Origin of the sequence: Aquincola tertiaricarbonis (assembly GCF_000969605.1) — a bacterium.
GTDB classification, from domain to species: domain Bacteria; phylum Pseudomonadota; class Gammaproteobacteria; order Burkholderiales; family Burkholderiaceae_C; genus Aquincola; species Aquincola tertiaricarbonis.
On the sequence record NZ_JZUE01000028.1, the window covers coordinates 15348 to 29960 of the forward strand.

Annotated in this window: 14 protein-coding genes and 1 pseudogene; 13 read left to right on the forward strand and 2 right to left on the reverse strand. The window is 67.8% G+C overall.

Annotated elements, in window-relative coordinates:
• Nucleotides 1–225: 225 nt before the first annotated feature.
• Together VO99_RS23550 and VO99_RS23555 are read left to right on the forward strand one after the other, a co-directional pair.
• Nucleotides 226–1297 (forward strand): annotated as a pseudogene (locus tag VO99_RS23550) (porin); the annotation flags it as partial.
• 58 nt (nucleotides 1298–1355) lie between these two features.
• Nucleotides 1356–2057 (forward strand): substrate-binding domain-containing protein, encoded by a 702-nt coding sequence (locus VO99_RS23555; RefSeq protein ID WP_046115396.1) that lies wholly within the window; start codon nucleotides 1356–1358, stop codon nucleotides 2055–2057.
• Nucleotides 2058–2140: 83 nt separating this feature from the next.
• On the opposite strand, the gene VO99_RS23560 is transcribed toward VO99_RS23555, so the two are convergent.
• Nucleotides 2141–3031 (reverse strand): LysR family transcriptional regulator, encoded by an 891-nt coding sequence (locus tag VO99_RS23560; RefSeq protein ID WP_046115397.1) that lies wholly within the window; start codon nucleotides 3029–3031, stop codon nucleotides 2141–2143.
• Between the two features lie 144 nt (nucleotides 3032–3175).
• Between VO99_RS23560 and VO99_RS23565 the strand changes: the two genes are divergently transcribed.
• The 9 genes from VO99_RS23565 to VO99_RS23605 all read left to right on the forward strand — a co-directional run bounded on the left by VO99_RS23565 (nucleotide 3176) and on the right by VO99_RS23605 (nucleotide 11868).
• A complete protein-coding gene (locus VO99_RS23565; RefSeq protein ID WP_046115398.1) occupies nucleotides 3176–4201 on the forward strand; it encodes an amidohydrolase family protein in 1026 nt (341 codons plus the stop codon).
• A 35-nt stretch (nucleotides 4202–4236) separates the two neighbouring features.
• Entirely contained in the window at nucleotides 4237–4920 is a 684-nt protein-coding gene (ligK, locus tag VO99_RS23570; protein ID WP_046115399.1) for a 4-carboxy-4-hydroxy-2-oxoadipate aldolase/oxaloacetate decarboxylase, read from the forward strand.
• Nucleotides 4921–4924: 4 nt separating this feature from the next.
• Nucleotides 4925–5860 (forward strand): NAD(P)-dependent oxidoreductase, encoded by a 936-nt coding sequence (locus VO99_RS23575; protein ID WP_046115400.1) that lies wholly within the window; start codon nucleotides 4925–4927, stop codon nucleotides 5858–5860.
• On the forward strand, nucleotides 5857–6774 hold the full coding sequence (locus VO99_RS23580) for an amidohydrolase family protein (protein WP_046115401.1): 918 nt from the start codon (nucleotides 5857–5859) through the stop codon (nucleotides 6772–6774). Before VO99_RS23575 ends, VO99_RS23580 begins: the two co-directional genes overlap by 4 nt.
• 11 nt (nucleotides 6775–6785) lie before the next feature.
• Entirely contained in the window at nucleotides 6786–7784 is a 999-nt protein-coding gene (locus VO99_RS23585; RefSeq protein WP_052736578.1) for a tripartite tricarboxylate transporter substrate binding protein, read from the forward strand.
• 31 nt (nucleotides 7785–7815) lie between these two features.
• Nucleotides 7816–8688, forward strand: coding sequence for a transporter substrate-binding domain-containing protein (locus VO99_RS23590; RefSeq protein WP_046115402.1), 873 nt, complete (start codon nucleotides 7816–7818; stop codon nucleotides 8686–8688).
• A gap of 39 nt (nucleotides 8689–8727) precedes the next feature.
• Nucleotides 8728–9708: a Bug family tripartite tricarboxylate transporter substrate binding protein gene (locus VO99_RS23595; protein ID WP_046115403.1), complete on the forward strand. Its 981-nt coding sequence runs from the start codon at nucleotides 8728–8730 to the stop codon at nucleotides 9706–9708.
• A 106-nt stretch (nucleotides 9709–9814) separates the two neighbouring features.
• Nucleotides 9815–10885, forward strand: coding sequence for a porin (locus VO99_RS23600; RefSeq protein ID WP_046115404.1), 1071 nt, complete (start codon nucleotides 9815–9817; stop codon nucleotides 10883–10885).
• Between the two features lie 14 nt (nucleotides 10886–10899).
• On the forward strand, nucleotides 10900–11868 hold the full coding sequence (locus VO99_RS23605; protein WP_052736579.1) for a Bug family tripartite tricarboxylate transporter substrate binding protein: 969 nt from the start codon (nucleotides 10900–10902) through the stop codon (nucleotides 11866–11868).
• 115 nt (nucleotides 11869–11983) lie between these two features.
• Here the strand turns inward: VO99_RS23605 and VO99_RS23610 are convergent, their stop codons facing one another.
• Nucleotides 11984–12634, reverse strand: coding sequence for a GntR family transcriptional regulator (locus VO99_RS23610; RefSeq protein ID WP_046115405.1), 651 nt, complete (start codon nucleotides 12632–12634; stop codon nucleotides 11984–11986).
• An 87-nt stretch (nucleotides 12635–12721) separates the two neighbouring features.
• Between VO99_RS23610 and VO99_RS23615 the strand changes: the two genes are divergently transcribed.
• Both VO99_RS23615 and VO99_RS23620 read left to right on the forward strand, forming a co-directional pair.
• Nucleotides 12722–13282: a TRAP transporter small permease gene (locus tag VO99_RS23615; protein ID WP_083440879.1), complete on the forward strand. Its 561-nt coding sequence runs from the start codon at nucleotides 12722–12724 to the stop codon at nucleotides 13280–13282.
• Between the two features lie 15 nt (nucleotides 13283–13297).
• Nucleotides 13298–14590, forward strand: coding sequence for a TRAP transporter large permease (locus VO99_RS23620; protein WP_046115406.1), 1293 nt, complete (start codon nucleotides 13298–13300; stop codon nucleotides 14588–14590).
• Nucleotides 14591–14613 lie beyond the last annotated feature (23 nt).

Below are 14613 nucleotides of genomic sequence, written 5' to 3' on the forward strand. Positions count from 1 at the left end.
GCTGGCAGTGCTGGCGGCTGACCGGGGTGCGGGTATCCCGTCCGTGAAGGCGATGGTGGAGTTGCGGAAAGCCAAGCTCGGCTCGTTGTACTGGAGACCTGCGAGCAGACCCGCAACGCCCCCCGTGCACGTGAATTCGGTGGCCGGCAGGCATGCCGACACCCTGGGCTCGGACCACCCGCCCAGCCTCACCTGACCTGCCTAGACAACATGGGGAGATCTCCGATGAACAAGAGTGTGTTCACCCTGGCCCTGCTCGCCGCCACCGGTGCGGCGCAGGCGCAGGGCGTGCAGGTCTCCGGCCTGACCGACGCCGGGGTCGAGCACCTGACAAACCCCGGGGCCGCCGGCAGCAGCCTGACCGCAGCCCGGTCTCACGGGCAGCATGCCCTCGCGGCTGGGCTCTCGCGGCAGCAAGGACCTGGGGGGCGGCCTGAACGCGGTGTTGACGCTGGAGCAGGGCATTGGCGTGGACAGCGGCATGTTCCACCGGGGCGGCCGCAGTTTTGGGCGCCAGGCTTGCGTCGGGCTCACGGGTAGCGTCACACCGGGTCGGCAGTTCGATGCTGTTTTGGTCAAAGACCGAGGCCGACACCCTCAGCCCGGCCGCCTACGGCTCGGGATCGAGGGACAGCTACCTTCCCAACGCCCGCGTGGACAACGCCATCGCCTGCCGCGGCACCTTCAGCGGCTTCACCGTCGGGCGCCACCTACAGCGTAGGGCGTGACGCGGTGAACACAGGTCCCTCGACAGCCGGCACCAGCTGCGCAGGTGAGAACTCCGACGACAGCAAGGCTTGCCGCCAGTGGTCGGCGCTGGCCAAGTCCGATCGCCGCCACCTGGGGCATGGCGCTGGCCCTGGACGAGATCCGCGGCGGCTCCGGCGCCTTTGCCGGCCTCACCGGCGGCAGGCTGAAGGACCGCCGCGCCGCCGCGGCGGGCTCGGCGCGCTTCGACGTGCTGAAGTTAGGCGCCGGGGTCATCGAATGCCGCAACGACGCCAGCACCACCACATCGCGCAGCCGCCTTCTTTATGCCGGCGCGCCCTACGCCGTGACGCCGGCCGTGACCATTGACGGCGAGGTGTTCAAGCTTGACTACAAGGACAGCGCCAACGGTGCGCTGCTGGTGGCGCTGTGCGGCACCTGCAGCCTGAGCAAGCACACCGCCGTGCACGCCCGCGTCGGGCACGTCGCCAACGACGGCAGGCTGATGTTGGGCGTCAGCAATGCCGCGGCCGGCCACGCGCCGGTGGCCGGCGGGTCGCAAAACGGGCTCGTCGTGCGCGTGCGGCATTGCTCCTCAAGCTGCTGCACACTCGCGACCCACGTCATTCCGTCCGGAGTTCGCCCCCATGAGCACAGTGGTTCCCCTTCTCGGCATCTCATCAATGGCCACCCGGCAGCTGTTGTCAGAACTGGCGACGCGCTGCGCCCCGGCCGGCAGCTCGCTGCAGTTTGAGTCGGTGGGCGGCGTGGACGCGGCACGCCGTGTGGCCGCGGGCGAGGCCTTCGACCTGGTGGTGCTGGCGGCTGATGCCATGGACAAGCTGCTGGCCGCCGGCCACCTGCTCCCGGGCACATTGCGGCCTTTGGTCGATTCGCCCATGGCGATCGCGTCGCGCGAGGGGCCGGCGAGGCCCGACGTGGGCAGCGCGGCGGCCCTGCGCGAGGCGGTGCTGCAGGCGCCCAGCATCGGCTACTCCACCGGCCCCAGCGGAGTGGCGCTGATGGCACTGTTCGAGCGCTGGGGTGTGATGGCCGCATTGCGGGACCGCTTGGTGCAGGCGCGCCCCGGCGTGCCGGTTGCCTCCCTGATCGCCGGTGGCGAAGTGTCGCTGGGCTTTCAGCAGCGCAGTGAGCTGCTGGGGGTGGCGGGCGTGCAGGTGCTCGGCGACATGCCCTCTGGGTTGGAGATCGTCACGACATTCAGCGGCGCGGTAGCGGCGCGCAGCACACATGTAGACCTGGCCCGGCAGGTGTTGGTTCAGCTGGCTTCGGAGCAGGCGGCGGCGGTGGCGGAGCGAGTGGGGATGCGGGGGAGGGGCTGCGTGTGACGACCTGCACTTGACTCACCTTGCTCAACCGGTGCGGCATTGGGGCGTTGGCCCCGCGGTGTGATTGGACACGCGGCCAGCCGTCAGGCGGCAAACCCGCGCGCCAGCTCTGAGAGCAGTTCCGCCGATCGCACCTGCAGCGCATCCCGCCGGGTGGCAGAACTCCAAGCAATGCACAGGGTGCTGCGGATGCGCGGCTCGACGATGACCGTGCGCGTGAGCGCATCGGCGCCGTTGCCCTCGTTCACCGCGCTGGCGGTCAACGCCGCATAGCCGTGGCCGCGGCGCACCATGTCGAGGATCGTTGGCACGCTCGACACTTCCCACGCCACTTGCAGCTTCACGCCGGCCAGCAGCGCCTCACGCTCCATCAGCCGGCGAAAGCTGTGGCCGCGCTGCGGCAGCACCAGCGGCAGCCTGCTTACGTCCGCCAGCGTGATCGCCGCCCGCAAACTCGTGCTGGGCGGCCCCACCAGGCAAAGCTCCTCGCGCAGTATCGGCTGCTGCTCCAAGTTGGGCATCGGCTCGGGGTTGTAAACCAGGCCGAGGTCAACCCGGCCGCTGCCCAGCCACTCGGTGATGTGCGACGAAAAGCCCTCAACGATGGCCACCCGTGCCTTGGGCATCTCGGCCTGGAAACGTTCGATCAATGCCACCGTGAGGTGCCGCGCCAAGCTGGGCGGCAGGCCGACGACGATCTGTCCTTCCGGCTCGCCCCGCATGGCGCCAAGCTCCTGTTCGGTGGTCTGCACCAGCCGCACGATCTCTCGGCCGCGCTCGAGCAGCCGGCGGCCCGGCTCCGTCAACGCCACGCCGCGGCCGTTGCGCAAAAGCAAGGTTTCCCGCAGCTCCACCTCGAGTGACCGCACTTGCCGGCTGAGCGCGGGCTGTGTCATGCCCAGAGCCTCCGCTGCGCGGCTGAAGCTGCCCAGCTGCGCCACCTGGATGAAGTATTCAACCTGCTTGATGTCCACCCGGCGATTTTGCCCGGTCGCCGCACGTCCTATGCCGGACGGGCATATCAGGTAGCGGCTGCTTGCGCTAGGTCGGCGAGTGCCGGGCTTCGACAATTTGCGCTGCGGTTCGACTGGCCGCATTGGAAGAAGGACAACGCCCCGATGATCATCGACGTGCATGGCCACTACACCACGGCGCCCGCGGCGCTGGGTGCCTGGCGCGACTTGCAAATCGCAGGCCTGAGCGACCCCGCGAAGGCCCCGAAGCCTTCGGACCTGCGGATCAGCGACGACGAGCTGCGCGAGTCCATCGAGACCAACCAGCTGAAGAAGATGAAGGAGCGCGGCAGTGACCTCACCATCTTCAGCCCGCGCGCCAGTTTCATGGCGCACCACATCGGCGGTTTTGAGACGTCGGCCGCCTGGGCCGCCATCTGCAACGAGCTGTGCGCCCGTGTCGCGCAGCTGTTTCCGCAGCACTTCATCGGCGCGGCGATGCTGCCGCAGTCACCCGGCGTGGACGTGCGCAGCTGCATCCCCGAGCTGGAGAAGTGCGTCAAGGAGTATGGCTTTGTCGGCCTGAACCTCAACCCTGATCCGTCGGGCGGCCACTGGACCAGCCCCCCGCTGACCGATCGCCACTGGTACCCGCTGTACGAGAAGATGGTGGAGCTGGACGTGCCGGCAATGGTGCATGTGAGCACCAGCTGCAATGCCTGCTTTCACACCACCGGCGCCCATTACCTGAATGCCGATACGACGGCCTTCATGCAGTGCTTGCAGGGCGACCTGTTCAAGGACTTCCCGACGCTGAAGTTCCTGATTCCGCACGGCGGCGGCGCGGTACCTTACCACTGGGGCCGCTTCCGCGGACTGGCGCAGGAGATGAAAAAGCCGCTGCTGCAGGAGCACCTGTTGAACAACATCTTCTTCGACACCTGCGTGTACCACCAGCCGGGTATCGACTTGCTGACCCAGGTGATCCCGGTGGACAACGTGCTGTTCGCCAGCGAAATGATCGGCGCGGTGCGCGGCATCGACCCCGAGACCGGCTATGCCTACGACGACACCCGGCGCTACATCGAGGCCACGGCCCTCACGCCGGCGCAGCGACAGCAGATCTACGAAGGCAATGCGCGCCGCGTGTTCCCGCGGCTGGATGCAGCACTGCGCGCGCAGGGCCGCTGAACACCGCACTTGCTCACCACGAAGAGACATCCACCATGTACCAACTGGGCGTCGTCCATCGCACCATCCACCGCGCCGATCGCGCAGCCGCCGACCGGCTGGCCGCGTTCGGCTCGGCCACCGTCCACGAGGCCATGGGCCGCGTGGGCCTGCTCAAGCCCTACATGCGGCCAATCCACCCCGGCCAGCAGGTCTCCGGCACCGCGGTCACGGTGCTGCTGCAGCCGGGCGACAACTGGATGCTGCATGTGGCGGCCGAGCAGATCCAGCCAGGCGACATCGTGGTGGCCGCGGTGACGGCCGAGTGCAGCGATGGCTACTTCGGTGACCTGTTGGCCACCAGCTTCTTGTCCCGCGGCGCCCGTGGCCTGGTTATCGACGCCGGCGTGCGCGACGTGAAGACGTTGGGCGAAATGGGCTTCCCGGTGTGGAGCAAGGCCATCTCGGCCAAAGGCTGCATCAAGGCCACACTGGGTTCGGTGAACATCCCCGTCGTGTGCGCCGGCATGCTGGTCACACCCGGTGACGTGATCGTGGCCGACGACGACGGCGTGGTGTGCGTGCCTGCGGCCCGCGCGGCCGCCACCGTGGAGGCCGCCGCCGCACGAGAGGCCAACGAAGGCGCCAAGCGCGACAAGCTCGCCTCCGGCGTGCTGGGCCTGGACATGTACAAGATGCGCGAGCCGCTGGCCCAGGCCGGGTTGCGCTACGTGGACTGACACGATGCAGGCCGAGATCCCAATGTTCCAGCGCATCGCGCTGATCGGTTATGGCGAAGTGGGCCGCATTCTGGCGGAGGACCTGCGTGCGCAGGGCCTGTCCGTCGACGCATATGACCTCAAACTGCAGCGGCCTGAGCAGCGTGGTGCGCTGCTGGCGCATGCCGAGGCGCACGGCGTTTGCCTGCATGCAAACGCTGCAGATGCACTTCGGCAGGCGCAACTGGTGATCAGCGCCGTCACCGCCAGCCAGACGGTGGTAGTGGCCGAGCAGTCTGCGCCCCACCTGGCGGTTGGCGCCGTGGTCGTTGACATGAATTCCGCCTCGCCCGGCGCGAAGATCCAGGCGGGACGGGCGGTCGACGCCGCCAGTGGCCGGTATGTGGAGGCGGCGGTGATGACGAGCGTGCCGCCCTACCGCAGCCAGGTGCCGATGTTGCTGGGCGGGCCGCATGCCGCGGCGGTGGTGGCGCCGCTGAACGCCCTGGGCTTCAAAGCCCGCGTGGCCAGCGAGCGGTTGGGTGTGGCCTCGGCCACCAAGATGTGCCGCAGCGTGATGATCAAGGGCCTGGAGGCGATGGCGATTGAGAGCCTGACCACGGCACGCCACTACGGCGTGGAGGATGCGGTCCTGGCCTCGCTGTACGAGACCTTCCCCGGCATCGACTGGGAGAAGCAAGCTGCCTACTTCTTCCAGCGCGTGATCGAACACGGCCGCCGGCGCTCCGAGGAGGTGCTGGAGGTGGCGCACACGGTGCGCGAAGCCGGCCTGCAGCCCTGGAGTGCCACCGGTACCGCCGCGCGCCAGGCGTGGGTCGCCGATCTGGCCGACGCTGGCCTGTTTGGGGAGCGTGGTACGGCGGGCTTCGCCCGCAACGCCGACTGGCGCACCGAAGCGGACCGCATATTGGCGCGGGTGGCAGAGGAGCGCACGCCATGACCGCTCCTCAAAAGACGCCCGGTTGGCTCGACTGGTACGCCGGCCCCAGCACGCCCAGGCTGCAACTACCGCCCGGCGCGGTCGATGCGCACTGTCACGTCTTTGGGCCTGCGGACCGTTTCCCGTATGCGCCGGAGCGCAAGTACACGCCTTGCGACGCCAGCCGCGAGCAACTGTTTGCGCTGCGCGACCACCTGGGCTTTGCACGCAACGTCATCGTGCAAGCCACCTGCCATGGCGCCGACAACAGCGCGCTGCTGGACGCGCTGGAACATTCGCAGGGCCGGGCGCGCGGCGTGGTGACCGTGCGGCGCAGCGTGACCGACGGCGAGCTGCAGCGCATGCATGCGCTGGGCGTGCGCGGCGTGCGCTTCAACTTTGTGCGACGGTTGGTTGACTTCACGCCCAAAGCAGAACTGGAAGAGATCGCGCAACGCATCCAGCCGCTGGGCTGGCATGTGGTGGTGTATTTCGAGGCGGCCGACCTGCCGGAACTGTGGAGCTTCTTCACCGCGCTGCCCACGCCGGTGGTGGTGGACCACATGGGCCGGCCCGACGTGCGCCAGCCGGTCGACGGGCCCGAGTTTGGCCGTTTTATCCGGCTGATGCAGGAGCACCCGAACGTGTGGAGCAAGGTCAGCTGTCCAGAGCGGCTGAGCATGGCCGGCCCGCCGGCACTGCACGGCGAGCGCCGGCCCTACCGAGATGTGGTGCCCTTTGCGCGCCGGCTGGTGGAGCAGTTCCCGGACCGGGTGCTGTGGGGCACCGACTGGCCGCACCCCAACCTGAAGGACCACATGCCGGACGACGGCCTGTTGGTGGACTTCATCGAGCAGATCGCGCCGACACCCGCGCAACGCCAGCAACTGCTGGTGCGCAACCCGATGAAGCTGTACTGGCCCGACGAGGGCTGAGGAGACACCCGATGAGCAAGACCACGAGACGCCAGGCCTTGGCCGGCCTGGGCGGGCTGCTGTGCATGCCTGCCTGGCTGGCAGCCCCGGCCACCGCACAGGCGCAGGCCGGCAGCTATCCGTCAAAACTGGTGCGCGTGCTGGTGGGCTACAGCCCGGGCGGTGCGGTGGACATCATTGCGCGTGCGGTCGCCCAGCCGATGGCCGCTGGCCTCGGCCAAACGGTGATCGTCGAAAACAAGCCCGGCGGCGGCACCAACATCGCCATCAAGACGCTGGTGGACAGTCCACCGGATGGCTACACGCTGATGCTGGCCGCCAATGCGCTGGCGGCCAACGTCTCGCTGTACCAGCCGGCGCCCTACAACCTGGTGCGTGACATCACGCCGATCGCCCAGGTGGGCCGCGTGCCGGTGGTGCTGGCGGCCAATGCGCAAGCGGGCATCGGCTCCTTGAAGGAACTGATCGCCAAGCTGAAGCTGCAGCCGGGCTCCATCAATTACGGCACGCCGGGCAACGGCTCCACGCCGCACCTGGCCATCGAGCTGTTTGCACGTGCGGCCGGCATCCAGCCGATGCACGTGCCGTACAAGGGAGGCTCACAGGCGATGAACGATGTGATCGCCGGGCACATCCAGCTGGTGGCGGTGAATGCGCTGGAAGTGCAGGCGCATGTGAAAAGCGGCAAGCTCAAGGTGCTGGCCGCCCTGAGCGCGAAGCGATCCCCGATCTTCCCCGACACGCCGACCATTGCCGAATCAGGCTTCCCGGGATTTGAGGCCTCCGTCTGGTATGGCCTGGTGGGCCCGGCCGGTGTGCCCGCACCGGTGGTCGCCCGCCTGCACCAGGAGGTGCAAAAGGCCCTGGCCACGCCCGAGGTGCGTGAGCGCCTGTCCACCGCCGGCGGCGAGGTGACGCCCGGCACCACCGCGATGTTCGCAGCGATGCTGGCCAGCGAGCAGCAGCGCTACGCCAAGCTGATCCGCGAAGCCCGCATCCAGCCCGACTGAGGTGGCGCCGGTGACAAAGTTGTCTGGACCCATGCCGCGCAGGCGGCGTGCGGCCGCGGTCGCGCTGCTGGCTGCGCTGCTGGCCCCGCTGATGCTGGCAGGCTGTGTGCAGCTGCCTGCCGCGCCCGCTGCCGCACCGGAGCGCTCCGCCGCCCGGGCGGTGGTCGCCGGTGCCGAGGTGCGCCAGGCGCTGGTGCCCACCGGCACGCTGCGCATCGCGGTGTACCCGGGCAGCCCGACCTCGATGGTGGGCGCCGACCGCGCCACCGCGGCCACCGGCCAGCCGCGTGGCCTGACGGTGGAATTGGGTCGCGAGCTGGCGCGCCGGCTGGGCGTGCCGTCCGAGCTGGTGGTGTTCGACCGTGTCGCGCAGGTGGTGGACGCGCTGCATGCAGGCCAGGCCGACATGACCATCACCAACGCCACGCCGGCCCGGGCGGCGCTGGTGGATTTCACCGCACCCGTGGTGGGGCTGGAACTGGGGGTCCTGGTACTGGCCGGTTCTCCGGTCACCACGGTGGCATCGATGGACCAGCCGGGTGTGCGCGTGGGAGTCAGCCAGGGCAGCAGCTCGCAGGCGGCGCTGGGCCAGCGGCTGCAGCACGCGGTGCTGGTGCCGGCCGATTCGCTGGCGGCAGCCACCACGCTGCTGAAGGAGCGGCGCATCGACGCCTTTGCGACCAACAAGGGCATCCTGTTCCAGCTGGCCGACCAGCTGCCCGGCGCGCAGGTGCTGCCCGGCCGCTGGGGCCTGGAATCGCTGGCCCTGGCCGTGCCGCCCGCCCGCCGTGCTGGCGCTGACTTCTTACAGGCCTTCGTGGCCGATCCGCGCACCCAGGCACTGGTGCAGCAGGCCGCGCAGCGCGCCGGCTTGCGCGGCACCGCCGAGCCGGAGCGGCCGTGATCGCACCGCGCACCGCATGACAACCAGGAGACAAGCGACATGACCCCATCCACCCCGCGGCTGCGCCGCCGCAGCCTGCTGATCGGCGCTACCGCTGTGGCAGCCTGGCCCGCGGTACAGGCCCAGTCGGGCCGCACGCTGCGTGTGATCGTGCCGTTTCCGCCCGGCGGCTCCACCGACATCCTGGCGCGTGCCATCGGCACGCGGCTTGGCGTCGCTCTTGGCCAGAACGTGCTCATCGAGAACAAGGCCGGCGCCGGCGGCTCGCTCGGGGCAGGCGAGGTGGCACGGGCCGAGCCTGACGGCAACACCTTGCTGATGGGCCACATCGGCACGCTGGCGGTCAACCCAGCGCTGTATCCCAAGCTGCCCTACGACCCAGTCAAAAGCTTCGACCCGGTGGCCATGGTGGCCCGGGTGCCGAACATCCTGGTGGTCAATGCCGCGTCGCCGATCAAGACGCTGGCGCAGTTCGTCGCGCAGGCCAAGGCCCAGCCCGGCCGCATGACCTATTCGTCCGGCGGCAACGGCAGCGCGGCGCACATCGCCTTCGAGTACCTGAAGCTGCGCGCCGGATTTTTCGTGCTGCACATCCCCTACCGTGGCACGGCGCCGTCCATCAACGACCTGATGGGCGGGCAGGTGGATGCCACCTTCACCGGCGCGCCGGTGGTGCTGCCGCATGTGCGGGCAGGCCGGCTGCGTGCGTTGGCCGTGTCCAGCCCACAGCGGCTGGCCTCGCTGCCCGACGTGCCCACGGTGGCGGAAAGCGGCTACGCCGGCTTCGACGCCGACCAGTGGTACGGCTTCGTGGCGCCGGCCGGCACGCCGACCCCGGTACTGGCCCGCCTGAATGCCGAGGTCAACAAGGCGCTGCAGCTGCCCGAGGTGGCGCAGCAGTTGGCCGCCGAAGGGGCGATCCCCACGCCGGGCACGGCGAAGGCTTTTGGCGACCTGATCGTGCGCGAACTGCCGCGTTGGGCCGAGGTGGTCCGGGCCGGCAAGGTCAAGCCCGACTGATTGTTTTCACATCCGGCGGCACGCCGCCGGGCGGGCCCTGCATCGCGGGCCCGGCTGCCGCATGCACCGGACCCGCACCTGCCTATACAACCAAGGAGACGACGACATGACCCACAGCCCCTTCACCCGCGGCCTGCAAGCCGCCTGCTTGGCCGGCGCCATGCTGCCCGCGCTGTGCGTGGCACAACAGGCCGCCGCCAGCAACGTGACGATTTACGGCATCGTGGACGCGGCTGCACGCCGCGCCAGCAACGTGGGTAGCGATGGCGCGTCGCGCACCACGCTGGAGGACGGCATCTTCACCGGCAGTCGCCTCGGCTTCCGCATCCGCGAGGACCTCGGCGGCGGCCTCAGCGCACAGGTGCTGATGGAGTCCGGCTTCGATCCCAGCAACGGCACCTCGTCGCAGGCCAGCCCGCAGGCCGACTTTGGCCAAGTCGCTGCCGCCACACGCTTCTGGGGCCGCGACATCCACATCGGCCTGCGCAGCAGCGCCGGCTGGGGGCTCACACTGGGCCGGCAGTACACGCTGGCGCATCAGATGGCCGCGCGCTTCCAGCCACAAGGCAACCCCAACAATGTGGCGCTTTCCGTCTTCAGCAGCCACCACATTGCGCGGCAGGACAACGTGCTGAAGTTCGACATCAAGCTGGGCGGCGTGGAGTTGGCGGTTTCCCGCACGCTGGGCGAGGTGGCCGACAGCAACGGCAGCGATGCCTGGGCGGTATCCGCCGGTTATGGCGCCGGCCCGGTGCAGCTGGGCGCTTATGTGCAGCAGCTGAAGAATGTGGCCGACACCGAGGAACGCAAGATCGTGGGCCTGGGCGGCAACTACAAGCTGGCTGAGCAGTGGGCGCTGTTTGCCGGCGCCATGCGGCGCACCAACGAGACCAGCCCCCAGACCAACAAGGTGTGGACCTTGGGTGCCAACTGGCAGCTGCTGCCGGCCGTGACGCTGACGGCCGCCTACCTGCACGACAAGCAGGGCGGCAGCAGCACGCTGGAGGGCAAGCGCCGGGTGAGCTACGTCAGCGCCGCCTATGCCTTCTCCAAGCGCAGCGACGCGTATGCAGTGGTGGACCACAACCGCATTGACGGTGGCTATGCCAAGCCGGCCTTCATGGGGACCACCGGCAGCCAGACGGCCTATACGCTGGCACTGCGCCACAAGTTCTGAAAACGGAGGCTTCCATGTTGAACCGAAAGAGCTTCCTGGCCGGCCTGTTGCTGGCCGCCACGGCCTGGGGCACCGGTGCGCAGGAGCGCTGGCCCAGCAAGCCCGTGACGCTCATCGTGCCCTTTGCACCGGGCGGCATCGCCGATGTGACCGCCCGTGCGGTGGCAGAGGCCATGGGCCGGCAGCTGGGGCAGACGGTGGTGGTGGACAACCGGCCGAGCGCCGGCAGCATCGTCGCTTCGCAGGCCGTGGCCAGTGCACGACCCGACGGCCACACGCTGCTGCTGATGAGCAACGGCAATGCGGTGAGCGTCGGCCTGTTCAAGAAGCTGCCCTACGACACGATGAAGGACCTGGAGCCCATCTCCACCCTCGGCTTCTTCGACCTCGGCATCGTGGTGCCGGCGGCCTCACCCTACAAAACGCTGTCCGACCTGCTCAAGCAGGCCAAGGCCAACCCGGGGCAGATCAAGACCGGCACCATCGCAGTGGGCAGCACGCAGCACCTGTCGGCCAAGCTGTTCGAGACGGTGGCTGGCGTGCAGCTGCTGACGGTGCCGTACAAGGGATCGCCCGCGGTGCTGATGGCACTGCGCAGCGGGGAGATCGACGTGGCGATGGAGATCGTGGGCCCAATGCTGTCGCAGCTCAAGGCCGGCGACATTCGCGCGCTGGCGGTGACCTCCGCCCAGCGCAACAGCGCGCTGCCGGAAGTGCCCACGGTGCAGCAGGCCGGCTTGAAGGACTATGACGTCAGCAGCTGGAATGCCATCGCGGCGCCGGCCGGCACGCCGCAGCCGGTGATCGACACCCTGCAGCGTGCCATCGCCGCCGCGGTGGCCGATGCCGGCGTGCGCAGCCGGCTGCAAGGGCTGGGCATGCGCCTGCAGTCCAGCAGCCCGGCCCAGGCGCGCGAGCTGCTGGCCAAGGACATCCAGCGTTGGGGTACGGTGATCAAGGCGGCCGGGATCCAGCCGGAGTGAGGCTGAAACCCAGCGCCTGACCGTGCAGATCTCCGAGGGCAGCCGACTGAGGCTGCGCAGGCGAACTGCAACACCGTCCACCTCTGTACGATCGCTGGCGGTAAGGAGCGGCTTCTTAAGCCACGAGGCAGGCTGCGCAGTAGCGGGCCTCGTTCTCGTGGATGTGGTCGTGAAGCATGGCACATGCCTTATCCACCTTGCCACGCTGAAGCACGTCGACCAGCACCTGATGACTCTCGACACCATTGTCGATGGGTGCCCGAAACCGCAGCGCGATCAACTGGTAGCGAATGAGGTCATACGCGCCGCGCAGGTAGGTGTTCGGACAACAGGTAAGGAATACATGGTGGAAGTCCATGTCCAACCATGACAGTTGGTTGACATCACCCGCCGCTTCGGCCAACTCCATGGCTTTTACCAGCGCAGCGAGCTCGTCAATCAACACGTTGCGGTTGGTCGCGTAGGCCTCCCGCAAGGCCGCAATCTCGATCATCGAGCGGAACCGGCACAGCTGGGTCACTTGAACCGGCTCGAGTTGGAACACGAACGTGCCGCGCTGGGGATGGATCTCCACCAGGCCCTGAATCTTCAACCGCACCAAGGCTTCGCGCACTGGCGTCTTGCTGATGCCCATGCTTTGCGCCAGCTGGATCTCCGACACCTGCTCACCCAGCCGCAGGTCACCCTCGACGATGGCTTTGCGGATCCGCTCGAAAGCGAGGTCGGTCAGCAGTTGGGGGCGCTCAAGTCGTAACGGGTGGCTCATAGGGAGACGGTTGTACAGGCGCACGCATTGTATCCCACTAGGGTAACTACGCATGCCAGATCTGAGATATCAGATAACACTGCCTGCATGACATCACAGCCTGCATCGCCGGTCAGGACGATTACCCCCGGGGCCGGCGCCCCAATCTCTGCTGTGGAGCGATGGCTCGTCAGCGCCAATCGGTCGGTATTGGTGGTTCTGCTGGGTGTGATGGCAGCGCTCGTTATCGCGAACGTGATGTGCCGTTATCTAGTCGGGATCTCCTTCCCGTGGGTGGAAGAAGTCAGCCGGTACATGATGGTGTGGGCCGCCTTCCTCGGCGCAGGGCCGGCCTTGCGCGTCGGCGGCCACATCGCCATCGAAACACTGCCCAACGCGCTGCCCGAGCGGGCCGCTCGGGTGCTGCGTGCTGCGCTGGTGCTCGTGATGGCCGCGACGCTGCTGACGACCGTGTGGATCGGGGCGGAGTACACCCAGTTCGGGTGGGAGCAGGAAACGCCGGTGTTGGGTTGGTCGGCGGGCACGGTCTATCTCGCCATTCCCATCGGCGCTGCGCTGGCTTTGGTGCACCTTGCTTTCGTGGCGCGCCAATGGATCCGCAGCGGCGAGTGGGAGCGCGTCGAGGGGTTCGATCCGCAGGCTCTTTAATCAAATCGCATCGCCATGACCGCAATCCTCGGACTCAGCTTCGTCGGCCTGATGGCCATCGGCCTGCCCATTGCCTTTGCCATGCTCATCGCCGGCCTGGTGGCTGTCTGGTTGAAGCCCGGCATGACCTCGCTGGTGGTGGTGGCACAGAACTTGTTCAGTGGCCTCGACAGCTTTCCCTTGCTCGCCATCCCGTTCTTCATCCTGGCGGCCGAGTTGATGTCGGGTGGGGCACTCACGGATGTGCTGCTGCAGTTTGCTGCAAGACTGGTTGGGCAACGCCGAGGCGGCCTCGGCCATGCCAACATCCTCACGCTCACGTTTTTCTCGGGCATCAGCGGCTCGGCACTGGCCGATGCCGCAGGGCCGGGATCGATGCTCATCAAAATGATGCGCAAGGCAGGCTACAGCGATGCGTATGCAGCCGCGCTGACCGCGAGCACGGCGATCGTTGGGCCCATCATCCCGCCTTCGATCATCATGATTGTGTATGCGCTGACGGACAACAGCGTGACGATCACGGGCCTGTTCCTCGCCGGCGTGGTGCCCGGCGTACTGATCGCGCTGTCTTTGGCGCTGGTCAATCACTGGGTCAGCATCAAGCGGAACTACCGATCCGCTCCGGAGTTACTCGATCCCTCGCCGATGCTGCGTTTGTTCGTCAAGGCCATTCCGGCCTTGATGCTGCCGGTCATCATCCTTGGCGGCATTCACTTTGGCGTGTTTACACCTACCGAGGCCTCCGCCGCAGCTGTGCTGTATGCGTTGATCGTTGGTCGCTTCGTCTACGGCACGCTGCGCTTGTCGATGCTGCCCGCCATCCTGTTTCGCACGGCGCTGATGACCGCGTCCATTCTTTTCATCGTGGCCACCTCGGCGGTTTTTGCCTGGGTGTTGACGGTGGGCCAGGTGCCCCAGGCGGTGGCCAGCTGGATCGCCGGCATGCAGCTCACGCCCGTGGTGCTGCTGCTGGCCATCAACTTGCTGTTGCTGGTGGTGGGCATCTTCATTGAGCCACTGCCTGGCGTGATGATCATGGTGCCCATTCTCGCGCCGTTGGCAGACGCCGCAGGCCTCAATCCGTTGCACTTCGCCATCGTCGTGATCGTGAACCTGACGCTCGGGATGATCACGCCGCCGGTGGGAGGGCTGCTGTTCGTCACCTCCATCGTGTCTGGCGTGTCCATGGCCCGCATGGTCCGGGAGGCTCGGCCGATGCTCGTCGCGCTTTTGGTGGTGCTGGGGCTGTTGACGTTCATCCCCGCGCTGTCGACCTGGTTACCGGGCTTGCTTGGCTACCGCAACTGATCTCAGCAACTTTCAACTCCAAG

What these genes read in the sequence shown, in the direction of transcription:
- VO99_RS23555 (WP_046115396.1), top strand. Translation starts at nt 1,356, where the DNA reads ATGAGCACAGTGGTTCCCCTTCTCGGCATCTCATCAATGGCCACCCGG.
- VO99_RS23565 (WP_046115398.1), top strand. Translation starts at nt 3,176, where the DNA reads ATGATCATCGACGTGCATGGCCACTACACCACGGCGCCCGCGGCGCTG.
- ligK (WP_046115399.1), top strand. Translation starts at nt 4,237, where the DNA reads ATGTACCAACTGGGCGTCGTCCATCGCACCATCCACCGCGCCGATCGC.
- VO99_RS23575 (WP_046115400.1), top strand. Translation starts at nt 4,925, where the DNA reads ATGCAGGCCGAGATCCCAATGTTCCAGCGCATCGCGCTGATCGGTTAT.
- VO99_RS23580 (WP_046115401.1), top strand. Translation starts at nt 5,857, where the DNA reads ATGACCGCTCCTCAAAAGACGCCCGGTTGGCTCGACTGGTACGCCGGC.
- VO99_RS23585 (WP_052736578.1), top strand. Translation starts at nt 6,786, where the DNA reads ATGAGCAAGACCACGAGACGCCAGGCCTTGGCCGGCCTGGGCGGGCTG.
- VO99_RS23590 (WP_046115402.1), top strand. Translation starts at nt 7,816, where the DNA reads ATGCCGCGCAGGCGGCGTGCGGCCGCGGTCGCGCTGCTGGCTGCGCTG.
- VO99_RS23595 (WP_046115403.1), top strand. Translation starts at nt 8,728, where the DNA reads ATGACCCCATCCACCCCGCGGCTGCGCCGCCGCAGCCTGCTGATCGGC.
- VO99_RS23600 (WP_046115404.1), top strand. Translation starts at nt 9,815, where the DNA reads ATGACCCACAGCCCCTTCACCCGCGGCCTGCAAGCCGCCTGCTTGGCC.
- VO99_RS23605 (WP_052736579.1), top strand. Translation starts at nt 10,900, where the DNA reads ATGTTGAACCGAAAGAGCTTCCTGGCCGGCCTGTTGCTGGCCGCCACG.
- VO99_RS23610 (WP_046115405.1), bottom strand. Translation starts at nt 12,634, where the DNA reads ATGAGCCACCCGTTACGACTTGAGCGCCCCCAACTGCTGACCGACCTC.
- VO99_RS23615 (WP_083440879.1), top strand. Translation starts at nt 12,722, where the DNA reads ATGACATCACAGCCTGCATCGCCGGTCAGGACGATTACCCCCGGGGCC.
- VO99_RS23620 (WP_046115406.1), top strand. Translation starts at nt 13,298, where the DNA reads ATGACCGCAATCCTCGGACTCAGCTTCGTCGGCCTGATGGCCATCGGC.